The 13,269-nt window shown below is 63.7% G+C and carries 12 protein-coding genes and 3 tRNA genes; 6 read left to right on the top strand and 9 right to left on the bottom strand.

All coding sequences use genetic code 11. The features are described 5' to 3' along the window. Positions 1–4 precede the first annotated feature (4 nt). On the bottom strand, positions 5–550 hold the full coding sequence (locus tag NV1_RS03055; RefSeq protein WP_067885253.1) for a type VII secretion target: 546 nt from the start codon (positions 548–550) through the stop codon (positions 5–7). Further along, positions 543–935, bottom strand: coding sequence for an SseB family protein (locus NV1_RS03050; RefSeq protein WP_067885251.1), 393 nt, complete (start codon positions 933–935; stop codon positions 543–545). The genes NV1_RS03055 and NV1_RS03050 overlap by 8 nt, the downstream gene beginning before the upstream one ends. A 383-nt stretch (positions 936–1,318) precedes the next feature. Here NV1_RS03050 and NV1_RS03045 point away from each other — a divergent pair, with 383 nt between their 5' ends. From NV1_RS03045 to NV1_RS03040, 3 genes are read left to right on the top strand one after another with little or no spacing between them, the layout of a single operon-like run. Further along, positions 1,319–1,651, top strand: a complete 333-nt coding sequence (locus tag NV1_RS03045; protein ID WP_157116465.1) for a hypothetical protein — start codon at positions 1,319–1,321, stop codon at positions 1,649–1,651. Between the two features lie 53 nt (positions 1,652–1,704). Further along, positions 1,705–1,902: a helix-turn-helix transcriptional regulator gene (locus tag NV1_RS41775; protein WP_084525020.1), complete on the top strand. Its 198-nt coding sequence runs from the start codon at positions 1,705–1,707 to the stop codon at positions 1,900–1,902. A 1-nt stretch (position 1,903) separates the two neighbouring features. Next, positions 1,904–3,208: a tyrosine-type recombinase/integrase gene (locus NV1_RS03040; protein WP_067885248.1), complete on the top strand. Its 1,305-nt coding sequence runs from the start codon at positions 1,904–1,906 to the stop codon at positions 3,206–3,208. A gap of 70 nt (positions 3,209–3,278) precedes the next feature. On the opposite strand, the gene NV1_RS03035 is transcribed toward NV1_RS03040, so the two are convergent. The 3 genes from NV1_RS03035 to NV1_RS03025 all read right to left on the bottom strand — a co-directional run bounded on the left by NV1_RS03035 (position 3,279) and on the right by NV1_RS03025 (position 4,280). Next, positions 3,279–3,351 (bottom strand) — tRNA-Arg (locus NV1_RS03035). Between the two features lie 36 nt (positions 3,352–3,387). Beyond that, positions 3,388–3,477: transfer RNA gene (locus NV1_RS03030), tRNA-Ser, on the bottom strand. An 86-nt stretch (positions 3,478–3,563) separates the two neighbouring features. Continuing rightward, complete coding sequence (locus tag NV1_RS03025) at positions 3,564–4,280, bottom strand: dienelactone hydrolase family protein (RefSeq protein ID WP_067885246.1); 717 nt, start codon at positions 4,278–4,280, stop codon at positions 3,564–3,566. A 122-nt stretch (positions 4,281–4,402) separates the two neighbouring features. Between NV1_RS03025 and hisC the strand changes: the two genes are divergently transcribed. Next, positions 4,403–5,482: a histidinol-phosphate transaminase gene (gene hisC / locus NV1_RS03020; protein WP_067885244.1), complete on the top strand. Its 1,080-nt coding sequence runs from the start codon at positions 4,403–4,405 to the stop codon at positions 5,480–5,482. A gap of 15 nt (positions 5,483–5,497) precedes the next feature. On the opposite strand, the gene NV1_RS03015 is transcribed toward hisC, so the two are convergent. After that, entirely contained in the window at positions 5,498–6,553 is a 1,056-nt protein-coding gene (locus tag NV1_RS03015) for an alpha/beta hydrolase (RefSeq protein ID WP_067885759.1), read from the bottom strand. 136 nt (positions 6,554–6,689) lie between these two features. Here NV1_RS03015 and NV1_RS03010 point away from each other — a divergent pair. Then, a tRNA-Ser gene (locus NV1_RS03010) sits at positions 6,690–6,774 on the top strand. Between the two features lie 234 nt (positions 6,775–7,008). Here NV1_RS03010 and NV1_RS45030 read toward each other — a convergent pair. Beyond that, positions 7,009–7,425 (bottom strand): site-specific integrase, encoded by a 417-nt coding sequence (locus NV1_RS45030; protein WP_157116464.1) that lies wholly within the window; start codon positions 7,423–7,425, stop codon positions 7,009–7,011. 694 nt (positions 7,426–8,119) lie between these two features. Beyond that, complete coding sequence (locus NV1_RS03000) at positions 8,120–8,497, bottom strand: CU044_2847 family protein (protein WP_157116462.1); 378 nt, start codon at positions 8,495–8,497, stop codon at positions 8,120–8,122. A 573-nt stretch (positions 8,498–9,070) separates the two neighbouring features. Here NV1_RS03000 and NV1_RS02995 point away from each other — a divergent pair. Further along, on the top strand, positions 9,071–11,974 hold the full coding sequence (locus tag NV1_RS02995) for a CHAT domain-containing protein (RefSeq protein ID WP_169813278.1): 2,904 nt from the start codon (positions 9,071–9,073) through the stop codon (positions 11,972–11,974). Between the two features lie 624 nt (positions 11,975–12,598). Here the strand turns inward: NV1_RS02995 and NV1_RS43170 are convergent. After that, positions 12,599–12,886: a CU044_2847 family protein gene (locus tag NV1_RS43170; RefSeq protein ID WP_067885238.1), complete on the bottom strand. Its 288-nt coding sequence runs from the start codon at positions 12,884–12,886 to the stop codon at positions 12,599–12,601. Between the last annotated feature and the right edge of the window lie 383 nt (positions 12,887–13,269).

Below are 13,269 nucleotides of genomic sequence, written 5' to 3'. Positions count from 1 at the left end.
CCCCCTATTTACCGGTCAGATCATGTTCCGCGCTGTTGATGGTTCCGGACGGGCCCATCTGCTGAAATGCTTGGCCCCAGTTGGTCATCGCGTTGTGGCCTGCGGTTTCGAACGATTGCAGGTTGTATCCCGACGTCGTGTAGTCCGATAGCTCCTGGTTGCCGATCTGCGACCAGCTCATGTTGCGTGCCTTGTCGTCGCTGATATTCGGGTCTCCTGCCAGGTCGACCGCCGCGATTTTCAGTACGCCGGAGAAGTATTCGTCTTCCATGTGATAGGAGCCGGCCGCGAGCCCCAGACTCTGCGCTATCACGTTGGCGTCCTGCATCAACGCCCGCACACCCCACTCCCACTTGTCGCAGAAGCTGTCGAAGGCGGTTTTGAGCCCGTCCGTTCCGATTGTCAGGCCCGACAGTTTCAACGAGTCGAAGCCACGTCCGGCCATTGCTTCTTCGGACATGCCGATCGTCTGAAGTTCTTTGATGACGCCGTTGATTCCGTCTGCGGCCTGCTGCAAGACCTTCGGGTCGACCTGAAGTTTGTCAGCCACGGACGTCCTCACCATCTCGATCCCAACCCGGAGGAAGCAGCAGCGGAGCCTGCCCAGCCACATCGAGGGCTATCCCCCGCGACGCGCCGGACACGATGTCGCGTAGGCGGCTCCCGCGGCAGGTCAGGTAATCCCACTGTCGATCGTCGGCGCCCTGTGCTCGGCCGTACAACGCGAACTCACGCACCGAGGTGAACGCGAGAACCCACGAGACTCCCGAGTGGTCGGCGGTCAGAAGGTCGTGCTGCTCGCCAGCGACCGGAAGCACCAACAGCGCATCAGCGAACGTCGACTGCAGCGCCTTCTTGTCTGCGAACCCGGAGCGGACCGCGCTCATCTCCACCAGGAGACGGCGTGTGCACGAACCCGATCCCAACCCCTTCATCGCAAGGATGATACCGAACTTCTACCGTCGGCACGCCGCGCGGAACAGGTCCCCGCTGCCACGACGCACCCTGGGCGATCGTGACCAAAGGCGTTACGCCAGAACATATTAGGAGCATCTGCAGCCCCTCACTGATGTCTCAGCTACCAGGTTGCCACTGGCCGCTGACACTCCGCAGACACGTCATCAGCGGCAGACGAGACAGTGCGAACTATCCGTATTGGATAGTTATTGATGTAGACGCACCAGAACTTTCCAGTTAGTATCCAGACGTCGAGCTTCTGGCGCACTCTCGACCTTCTAGCAGGGGACGGACGATCTCTACGGAACCCGCGGGTATGTGAGCGCGCCTGAGCACGTGGTCGTGCAAGGGAAGGGGAACCATGTCCACCGATGTCGGTCCGCCGCTCGAATTGGTGTGTGGCTACCCCAGGCTCACGCTCACTCCGTCCATAACCCGTGTCAGCGTGCCTGCCGCCGACAGCCATCGCCTCATGGTCTTCGCCACCGCAGCACTACTTATCCGCACAGACGTCGAGAAGCGCTGCGGCACCATCAGTCAGAGGTGGACCGGAAAGCCGCGGATCACATGCGACGGGAATGTAGGCATCGTCATGGCCGACCGGAATTTCCGGCGACGACACAAGATCACCATTGCCTTTGCCGATATCGAAGCTCGCTTGCGCGACTGCGAGCCTTCCTTCTTGGGCAACTGACGGGCGAACAGCCACCCCCTTGTCACAGCCTTGCATCCCCCTGGAGAGTCCAGATGCCCACCACGAATACGACGTACCTGACCCGAGCGGAAGTCGCCGAACGTCTAAGGCTCACAACCAAGACGCTGGCCAACTGGGCGAGCGCGGGGAAAGGGCCACGATGCATTCGGCTCGGCGGTGGGCACGTTCGCTACCTCAGCGAGGAAGTCCTCGCGTGGGAGCAACGGTGCCAATCGAATCAAGGAAGGTGATATGGGGAAGGCGATACTCCAGCCAGGACAGTTGGGGGACATCTTCTATCGGCGCGTGACGAACACCGCCGGCCAGGCAACGGGTTGGTACGCCGCGGGAAACTGGCGACGGCCGACCGACGGCAAGATTCTGGAGAGAGGCAAGACAGGGCGTAGCAAAGAGGCCGCGAAGGCGGCCCTGAAGAAGTACATCGAGGCGTTGAATACCGAACTCCTCGGCAGTGACCAGATCTCGCCTCATACCAAGATCCCCGTGCTCGCAGACCTCTGGATCGCCGAGTGTGAACAAGATGAGGGAATCAGCACGGAGACGGTCGAGCGATACCGTGCCGAGATCAACCCCAGCAAGCCTCGGCTCAAGAAGGACGGCACGCCCGACCAGCGATACAAGCCGGACATGCTGACAATCAAGAAGCAGTTCGAGAACGTATCGATCTCGGAGGTCAGCACACCTCGGTACGTCTTGCACGAACAGGCGATCCTCGCTCAGGGACATCGCCAGAAGGCGAAGTTCCACCGGATCGTGATGTCCGGGATGATGGATCTGGCGGTACGCCACGGCGCGATCCTGCCTGGTCAGCATCCGATCGCATGCCTCAAACCGATCCGGTCCGAGCGCGGCAATCCGGTCGTTCTGCTGCAGGAGCAGTTGACGGCCCTGCGTGCGCAGTTGCGGGCCTGGCAACGCGGAGAGGAGATCCCGGGTACACCTGCCTACACGACCGGTCCACATCGCGACCCCCACGTCGTGTTGGTCGGTGACATGCTGCTGGCCACCGGAGCCAGACCAGGCGAAGCACTCGGTTTCCGGCGGTGTGATGTGCACCGTCCGAAGAAAACGGGCGAGCGCTGGATGATCGACATCCTCGGCACCGTCAAGCCCGCCAAGACGAAGGGGCGCAAGACCTACCGGCAGGAGTACACCAAGACCGGAGAAGATGGTAAGCGGACCGTCTATCTACCCAGTTTCGCGGTAGCGCTACTGATCTCGCTCGGTGCCGAGGATTGGGCCGATGACGACGAGTCACCGATCTTCCCGGACCGCAACGGGAACTGGCGGGACCCGAGCAACTTCCGCCGGTCCTTTCGCAGCGCCCGCGGTGACACGTTCGCCCACGTGGTTCCCAAGACATTCCGCGCCACGGTAGCAACCCTTATCGCAGAGGAGTACGACGCGGCTCAGGCCGGACTCCAGCTGGGGCACCGGGTCGGCTCGAAGGTGACCGAGGAGTACTACATCGCGAAGAAGCAGCTGGCGCCGGACTCCACGCCCGCGCTCGACAAGTTCATCGGAGATGCAGCATGAATAACGGGGAAAAGCCGGGAAACGGCACGTTCGGCATAGTGACCACAAACCTGTTTCCGCAGGTAAAAAGCGCGCCCGAAGGGATTCGAACCCCTAACCTTCTGATCCGTAGTCAGATGCTCTATCCGTTGAGCTACGGGCGCAGGTCTATCCAGTTGTGTGCCCGGCGGACCGGACGGTGGCGGAGGCGAGAGGATTTGAACCTCCGGTCCCCGTGAAGGGACAACTCATTAGCAGTGAGTCCCATTCGGCCGCTCTGGCACGCCTCCTGGAGCCTTCTCTTCGAGGGCCCGGTCCTTTCGAACCGCCGAGACGAAAGAGTACAGAGCTACAGCTCAGGACGCAAAACGGCTGGTCAACGTAGGTGAGAATCGAACCAGTCGAAGATTCTGGTGTGCGCGGAGACCAGTTCGTCCGCGTCGGAGGAGTCGGAGGCGAGGCGATCGGGGCGGTGCCCCAGGCCCGGATAGCTGACGACCAGGGTCGCCACCGCGGCGAATGCGGCGGCATCTCGAAGGCGTTCGACCTGTTCGGCGGGAATGGCCGGATCGTCCGCGCCGTACAGACCCAGCCACGGGGCCTGCAGTTGGGCGGCGGCCCGAACCAGCGCGTCGGCGCGGTCGGTCAGCGGCTCGTCGATACCGGGCGCGGCGACACTGACCGCCGCGCCGATCCGGCGATTCGTGGCGACGAGAAACGCGGCGGTTCCGGCGCTGTCGAATCCGAGAACCCCGGTCAGATCCGGGAAGACGCCGCGCTCGAGGAGCCAGTCGAAACAGGCGTCGAAATCGGCGAACAACTCCTCGCCGAAAATCTGGTCGCCGTCGGCCTCGCGATGGAACAGATTGGGCGCCACAACGATCCACCCCTCGACCGATAGCGCCGTCATCAGTTCCAGCAATGTTTCGGCGAATTCTCGCGACTCGTGCAGCAGGACGATTCCGCCGCGCGCACGGCGCTCCGGTTCGATCACCCGAATGGGTACTCGCGCGATTGTGGTGGCCTGTCCGTCCTGCGCTTGGCCGGGGTTGCCGGCGCGCAGGGGCGCGTTGTCGTGATAGCTGCCCGGCATGACGCCAACAATAGTTCGCCCGGGTAACATTCCGGACAACTCGTACATCGAATATTCGCGCGGGGAATTCCCGTGGCATCCACCGGGTAATCGCTGCCGTACCGCACGTCTAATGTGGAGGGGTGACCGCTCGTATTCGTCCGGACCTCGAGTCCATCCCGGCCTACTCCCCCGGCCGCAGCCACCCCGGCGCGGTGAAACTGGCCAGCAACGAGACCACCCTCGGACCGTTGCCGACCGTCGCCAAGGCCATCGCCGAGGCCGCCGAACAGGCCAACCGGTATCCGGACAACCAGTCCGGCGAACTTCGCGCAGCCATCGCGGCGTTCCACGGCATCGAGGTCGAGCGGGTCGCGGTGGGGTGCGGCAGTGTCGCGCTGTGCCAGGAGCTGGTCCAGATCACCTGCGATTCGCCCACCGACGAGGTGCTGTTCGCGTGGCGGTCGTTCGAGGCGTATCCGATCGTCACGCAGGTGGGTAACGCGACGTCCGTGCAGGTGCCGCTGACCGATGGCCTGGTACACGACCTCGACGCGATGGCCGCCGCGATCACCGAGCGCACGCGCCTGATCTTCGTCTGCAATCCGAACAATCCGACGGGCACGGCTGTGGGCCGCGCCGAGCTGATCCGGTTCCTCGACAAGGTGCCCGAGCGCATTCTGGTGGTCCTGGACGAGGCCTACCACGAATATCTGCGGCTGCCCGCCGACGATCATCCGAACGGTGTCGAGATCGGCCGCGACCGCCCGAACGTTCTTGTGCTGCGGACCTTTTCGAAAGCCTACGGGCTGGCCGGACTGCGCGTCGGCTACGCGGTCGGCGATCCCGAGGTGATCACCGCACTGCTCAAGGTGCACATCCCGTTCAGCGTGAACCGTCTCGCCCAGGCGGCGGCGATGGCCTCCCTCGAGGCCCGCGACGAACTGCTCGATCGCACCGAACACACTGTCGCCGAACGTGATCGGATGCGCGCGGCGCTGCTGGCCGCCGGATATCCGGTGGTCCCGAGCGAGGCCAACTTCGTCTGGCTCGCATTGGGTTCGCGCAGTGCGGAATTCGGCGAGGCGAGCGCGGCGGCCGGGGTGCTGGTGCGGCCCTACGGCGTGGACGGTGTGCGGGTGACCGCGGGTGATCCGCACGAGAACGACAAGTTCCTCGCGTTCGCGACCGATCCGGAGATCTCCGGGCGTTTCCTGGGGTGACGCGGTAGGGCCGACTCAGCGGATGCCTAACGCACCGGCCAGCGTCGGCCATGCCCGCGGCAGCTCGGCGGCCCAGTACGGCCAGGAATGTGTGCCGACGTTGCGCAGATCGACCTCCGCGGGGATCTGCATGCGGTCGAGGCGGTCGGCCAGCGCCATCGTGCAGGCGTACGCGCCCGCCTCGAGCGGGCCGCCGAAGATGACCGAGGTGCGGGAATCGGGATTGCTCGGACCGTCGAACGTGCCGGGCATACCGTTACCCGCGGACAGGAACAGGGCCGTGCCGCGCAGCTGATCGGCGTGCGTCATCACGTCGTGCGCGAGCCAGGCGGGGTTGGTCTGCTCACCGAACATGTTGTCCGGGTTCCCCTTGTAGGTGCTGACGATCGCGCGCGCCTGCGCCTGGCCGACGTCCGAACCCATGGCGTAGCAGCCGCTGTGCGCCGCGACCGCGCGATACGCACCCGGATGCCGCATCGCCAGCATCATCGCCGCCTCCGCGCCCATCGACACGCCTTCGAGGGCCTTGCGACCGTTGCCGTCGAACTTCGCGTCGATCAGCGGAGGTAGCTCGCGGGTGAGGAAGGTCTCCCACTTATTGGTGCCCAGCACCGGGTCCGAGTGCTGCCAATCGGTGTAGTAACTGGCGGGGCCGCCGAGCGTGAGCACCACGTTGACGTTCTTGTCGGCGAAGAACTGCACCGCACCGCCGTATTTGGTCCAGTTGTTCACTTCGTTGCTCGCACTGCGCCCGTCGAGCATGTACAGCGTCGGGCGCGGGCCGCTGTGGCCCTTCGGCAGCAATAGCTCCACCGGCACGGTTCGCCCCATCGCGGGCGACCGCACGAACACCTTCAACCGGTTATCGGTGATCTTCTGAATGTGGTCGATCGAGGCCGCGAACGGGCGCGGATCATCCACCGGAGCCTGCGGTTCGGGACCGTCCGAAGACCCGGTATTCACTGGCGGACCAGCGAGTGCGGTCGGCGTTGTCCCCGTGGCCGCACCGATCACCAGTGCGACACACGCGAGAGCGCCGGCAACCCGACGCCGGGTCCAACGGCGCCTCATGGCCGACATACTGCCAGAGTCCCCTGAATCGTTCCTGTGAGGCGACACCGACACCCCGAACCACCTCGAACCGCCGATTCGGCAACCCACCCCTCCCGCCGCTACTCTGAAACAGCCTCGCTCCTACGCGAGGCGAGGTGGGTTGCCCGAGCGGCCTAAGGGAACGGTCTTGAAAACCGTCGTGGTTCACGCCACCGTGGGTTCAAATCCCACACCCACCGCAGGTGGAGAGCTATTTTCATCGTCTTCGGCGTCGGGTTCTTCGGGTACAGCCCGCAATTGGCCCGCAGCAGCCACGGCACCCGCCTGCATACCGGCCGAGATCATCCGGATACAGGTGGCCATACAGATCGAGCGTCAGCGTGGCCGTCTTGTGCCCGAGCATCTTCTGAACGACCTTCTTTTGCCGGCGCGGATCGCGAGCGACGCCGCGGTATGGCGCAATCCATGCGGAATCACGCCATGCACCCGGTTGCCTTGACTGCTTGATCGAACGCCCACCGAAACTCGCTCGAGGTCAGATATTCACCGGCACGGTTGGGAAAAACCAGCACTCTCGGTGCGAGATTGTCGGCCTTCCAGGCCAGTTCAGCCGCCAGGAATTCTGGGACCGGCACCTCGCGGGTGGTGTGGTTCTTCGTGTCGGTCTCCACGATGCCCTTCCGCGAATACCCACTGTGCCTTTGCTTCGTCGGCGCTTCGGGCGAAACCACATTCCTGTGACGCATCCCCGATGAAATAGCAATCACACCAACAGATATCGACCGCACCCAACAGGAACTCGTCTCGGCAGACGCGGTCTTGATGACGTACGAACTGCCGCTGGAAACCGCTCGCCACACCTTGTCTGTGCTCCGAGCATCCTCGGCCACCGTAGTTGTGCAGCCCTCACCACCGGTGGCCGGTGCGCACCTGTTCTATGACTGGGTCGACGTGTTGTTACCGAATCGAACTGAGGCACCGCCGCACATCTCATAGCCTCGAAAATATCGGGTCCACAATCGAAACAGCAATTGCCGATGCCCTTGCCGCCGCAGCGTATTCAATTCAGCGCGCCGACGGATCGGAATCAATGCTGAACGGACCGACCCGCTGATGCCGTCCATAACAGCCGGCCGGTCGCACCAACTCGCCTCCATGAAATCCTTCCCCGGTGCCGGTCGCCTACTCGACAAATCACTCTCTACAACCCAGAATCGCGAACTCGACACGCGCCCAAATTTACCGTGTGCCGGTTATCCCGTGCCGGTCCTCGGTCCAGTCTCCCGTCCGACCAGGCTCACCGTCGACCCGCCCACAAGTCCAACAACGCAGAAGCCGGTCCGATTCATGCCTCCCCCTTTGAAGCGAATCTCAGCGATCCATTGACTGCTGAGATAAATTTGGCTGCACCGATGCTGCTTGTACCAATAATTCGGCTGCGCCTGTGAGTCGAACACGCCTTGATAGAATTAATCGAGCGCACAATTTTACACCCGGAATGCCTACGCTTACCCCCGACAGGCAGGCGGGATTACCTGTGCCACCACCCGCACTCGCCGCACCCACGCCCCGAAACCCGCGCGACTATATGGATCGAGACGTGGTTTCTGACTGAGGCGGTTGGTCGGTTCGGTGACGTGGCGGGTTCCATGACAGCGCGACATGCAGCTGTGCCGTCGCTGAGGCCGAGGCCACCACGGCTGCAGCCTTGGCGTTCAGTTCCAAACCGAATTCGACTCGCACCTCCTCGGGTGGGACAGCCAGCCTGGCCAGCTGGTGAAGGACGGCCTCGGCTACGTCGCGGATCGTTCCCAGCGCCGATTCGAAGGTCTGCCCGGCCTCGGTGACGGTTTGTTCGGCTCGCCCACCCCGAGTTACGACATCGCCGTAGGTCGGCTCGACAGCGGCGACCCGCACCAAGACCTCGCCTCCACGAGCCGTGGGAAAGGATACTGTCTCCACCACATCGCTCCCTGTTGTCGAAGGAATCGGTATTGCCCTCTCAATGAAATGTATTCCGATGCTGCCGACCCGGAAATACTGCACGGATTTTTCTAGGCTTCGAGCTGGAATGGTTGACGCAGACCAGCTGGGAGGCTGGGAGGGCGTGCACGAGACACTGCTACCACCCAACACGTGGCAGATACTGCACTTCTCGGCCACGGCGACCACGACACCCGCACCGACCCGAGAATCGATCGCCTCAGGGGCCCGTATCGAAGTGATGGTCGGGGGTGGCACCACGGCCGCCCCTCTTGCGCTTTCGGTGGAACATGTTGGGCGCGTTGTCATATGGGCGAGGTCTCCGGTAGATCGGATTAGCGACCAAGCAAAACCGCGGCCGATCGTCGCTTGTCCCTGCCTTTGGATACCGAAAAGTGACGCGGTGGGATTTCGTACGGCATCAGCGCGAACCGCTTAAGATGCACAAGGCGTGGGCAAGCCCGTTCCGGCTGGAAGTACGAACGTCGAATCGATGCGTGACAGATGAGGGAAGCGGTGGAGGCGGTTCCGATCTGAGCGTGAGGAGGCGTGGTGGTCGACGCGGAGATCGAACTCGAGCTACGCCCGGGATCTCGTCAGGGGGAATATGCTGCGAAGGTCCTGCGTGCGGCCAGCGGGGGCGAGCCGAATTCGACATTCGAATTGGACATCGATGCGCTGCTGGACCGGTCCCACAGCTTGGAGACCACGGTGTTGGCCTCTGCCGCGCGGGCGCGGGGCCCGGGGGTTCCAGAACTGGAGAAGCCGCTGCGCGAGATCGGGTCGGAGTTGTTTCGAGCCCTGTTCAGCGGTCCGATAGGCGCCACGTACCACGCCAGCCTGGCGGTGGCACATGAGCGTGGCAAGAAACTTCGAGTCGTGCTGCGGATCACCGCCCCGGAGTTGGCGGTGATGCCGTGGGAGGCGCTCTATGACGATGACCTTCAGGCGTACATCTGTCGCACCGAACCGCTGGTTCGCCACATCGATGCTCCTGACACCCCTGAGGCCCTGCCGGTGCACCCGCCATTGCGAATACTGGGCATCGTGGCCTCGCCGAGGGGCTTGCCGGAGTTGAATGCCGATGCCGAGAAGCAGCGGCTGGACCAGGCATTGAGGGGCCCGACTGCTGCCGGGCAGGTTCAGGTGCATTGGCTGACCGACGCCTCGTGGTCGAGCGTGCACGAACGTCTATTGCAGGGCGAGTGGCATGTGCTGCACTTCATCGGACACGGCGCCTATGACCCCGAGCGGGGGGAGGGGCAGATCGCGCTGGTTCGAGAGGACCGGCGCGCGGACTGGGTCGATGCCACCTCGCTGGCCGACCTGCTCGGCGAGGCTGATCCGACCCCTCGATTGGTGGTGCTGAACTCGTGCGCTTCCGGCCAGGGCGGCAGCCACGACTTGTTCTCCGGCACAGCGGCCACGCTCGTCCATCGGGGCATCAGCGCGGTGGCTGCCATGCAGTTCAATGTCAGTGATATCGCAGCGGTGGCCTTTCCGCGCGGCTTCTACACGGCTTTGGCGCGCGGGCGCAGCGTCGACGACGCGGTTCGAAGTGGGCGCATCGAAATTCTCGGATTGGGTAGCGCAACCCTGGAATGGGTTACCCCGGTCCTTTATGTGCGCGGCGAAAACACCCAGTTGTTCCATTTCACCGGGCGCCCACCCGAACCCCCACCGCTCCTGCCTCCCATGCCCGAAGGCCCCCCAGACCTGCTGGCCGATCCACGGTGGGCCGACGCGCTGAACGCATTCTTCGCTCAACGCTGGACCGAAACCGTGCAACGATTCGAGGTCCTCCAAGCCGGTTATCCGGATGAGGTCCGAATCGAAACACGACTAACGGAAGCGCGCCGACACCGCGACATCGAAACCTGGTTGGCCAAGGCCGACGCCGCCACGGCTGACGCCGACTGGGACACCGCGGTGACCGCGCTCGAGAACCTGACCCGTCTCGATCCGGACTCTTCGGATGTCGCTGCACGGTTGGAGCAAGCGCGCACCGCCCGGCGACGTAAGACACTGGTGGACGAGATGACCGCCCTGCACCAGGCGCGGCGATGGAAGGCCGTGGTGGCTGCCGCCGAGGAGCTGGCCCGCCTCGACCCCGACCATCCCGACCCGGGTGGGATCGTCTCCGACTCTCACGCCAAGATCGCCGAGGCCGAGCTCGCTGACCGGTATGCGCAAGCGCTCAACCACCTCGACCAACAACACTGGCAGCAGGCCGCCGAGCTGTTCGCGGCGATCGAGCGCGACCATCCGGGCTACCGCGACGTCGCGGCACTGCGGACGACATCACAACACAAGCTGGCGGCGACGAAACCAGCAGCCGACAACCAAGCCGCCACGCCCACATCGCCACCGCCGGCACACGAGCGGCAGAAGAAAACCGCCGGACCGGGGGATCTGGGCGCAAAGCACGACCTGGTCGAGACCGCGGAACGCGAACCTGTCCCGCAAGACGCCACAACCGAAGCCGCACCAGGCGTTCACCCCGGCAAAGAGCGCGGCGCGATTCATGAGGCAAAGCACGAGCGCGCGGCGAGCCGAATCCGAAAGCGTTTGCCACTCAGACCAATACTGGTGGGCGCCGGCACACTCGCGGTGGTAGGAGTCGTGGTGCTGACTGTGTTCCTCATTCGAGAACAGGGCCCGAGTCAGGGTCCGCCTACAGCGCTGACGGCGGGTCCATACACTGTCAGCGCCACCGTGCCCGTCGGCGGGAGCCCGCGGGGGGTGGCGGTGGACCCGGGCGCGCAGACCGTCTACGTGACCAACGAGCAAGACGGCACGGTGTCGGTGATCGACGGCTCCACGCGCACCATCACCGCCACCGTGCCGGTCAGCAAGTACCCGACTGGGGTGGCGGTGGACCCGAGCACCCGGACCGTCTACGTCAACAGTGACAGTGACAACACGGTGTCGGTGATCGACGGCTCCACGCGCACCGTCACCGCCACCGTGCCGGTCGGCAAGCACATGGATTGGATGGTGGTGGACCCGGGTACCCACACCGTCTACGTCGCCAACGAGCAAGACGGCACGGTGTCGGTGATCGACGGCTCCACGCGCACCGTCACCGCCACCGTGCCGGTCGGCAAGCTCCCGGAGGGGGTGGCGGTGGACCCGGGTACCCACACCGTCTACGTCGCCACTAAGGGTGACAACAAGGTGTCGGTGATCGACGGCTCCACGCGCACCGTCACCGCCACCGTGCGGGTCGGCGGGTACCCGGTCGGGGTGGCGGTGGACCCGAGTACCCACACCGTCTACGTCGCCAACGCCGAGCCAGACGGCACGGTGTCGGCGATCGACGGCTCCACGCGCACCGTCACCGCCACCGTGCCGGTCGGCAAGTACCCGAAAGGGGTGGCGGTGGACCCGAGCACCCACACCGTCTACGTCATCAATTCCGATGACAACACGGTGTCGGTGATCGAACATCGATAGTGGATTCCCATCGACGTCTGACCGCGGGACGGCACATCTACCCATCCCGTCGACTTGCTGCAGAGGGTGCCGTGCACCATCACCGAGTTGCCTCTCTTCAATCCGGCTCACCGCTGCCACAGGTGGCGGCGCGGCTTTTCGGCCGGCATCGTGGCCTCATGGTTCTGGCCGAGTTCTTTCACCTGGGAGGACACAAATCCGATTCAAGCAACGTCGATCGGCACCACGCCTGAACCTCTCGAGCCGCCGTTGATCGTCCGATACCCTCTCATCTATTCGCACGCCGGCCGATCGAGCCCCACCGCCCCAACCCACCCGATGCCGGTCTCACATTGTGCCGGTCCTCCTCGGTCTCGTCATTCCCTCAGTCCAGTCACTCCCCCGTTTAGTCACCTCACTTTTCGTCCCTCTGTTCGTCCCGGTTTTTCCCCACCAAGCAGCCTTCTCACCCACCGTCTGCCACCTCGAATACCTCTGGTCGGCGGGGCAAACCCGGGCGGACTGCCAGGGGGACTGAGGTCCGGTCCCAGCAGTCTGGGATTTCGCGATCTTCTACGCGTCGCTGAAAAAGATGATCGCGCAGCGACGCGATCACTCGCCTCAACTCGGCGGGCAGGTTGTTGATCAGCGGGGGTGCCAGGACAACTCGACGCGAAGCTGCGCACTTGCACCTGCCGAGGCCACCATCGCTCCCGCTTTCGCGTTCAGTTCCAGGCCGAACTGGCCCAACACCCCCTCCGCTACCACCCGGATCGTCCCCAACGCTGACTCGAACGTCTGCTGCGCCGTTGCCACCGCCTGTTCCGCACGTTCCCCTCCGCCACGGGTGACAACCCCGCCGTACCGATCGTCGGTTACCGCCCGCACCAGAACCTGCCCACCCTGCTCCAGCGGGAAAACCACCGTCTCCACGACCCGCCCCTTTCCCGATCGACCTTCCGATGCAGATTCCTCGTCCTATTATCGCTCCACCTCTTCTTCTGAATAGGGCCAAAGGGTGTATGAATCTATGTTCGAGCACTCGACGCTCAACGGATTGTGGTGCAGTCGCCAAAGAAGTCGGTCGGCCCTGAGTGCGCACTCCAGCCCGAGGCCCACCTCCGTTCCGATTCCCGCTTTCCGTACGATCATGTGCTGGATCGCCAGGCAGCTAGCTAATTTAGGGGTTGCTTGGAAATGAGATAGCGGACCAGAAGACAGATTTCAAAGCTTCCGCGATAAGCAACTACGATCACCGACACAATGGTATGAACTAAATCCTTCAAACTTATTTCTGGAGAATCAAAGACCATCGG

It is taken from the genome of Nocardia vaccinii NBRC 15922, from assembly GCF_001613305.1.
In the GTDB taxonomy this organism is placed as follows: domain Bacteria; phylum Actinomycetota; class Actinomycetes; order Mycobacteriales; family Mycobacteriaceae; genus Nocardia; species Nocardia vaccinii.
This window is presented reverse-complemented; position numbering and strand designations above follow the sequence as displayed.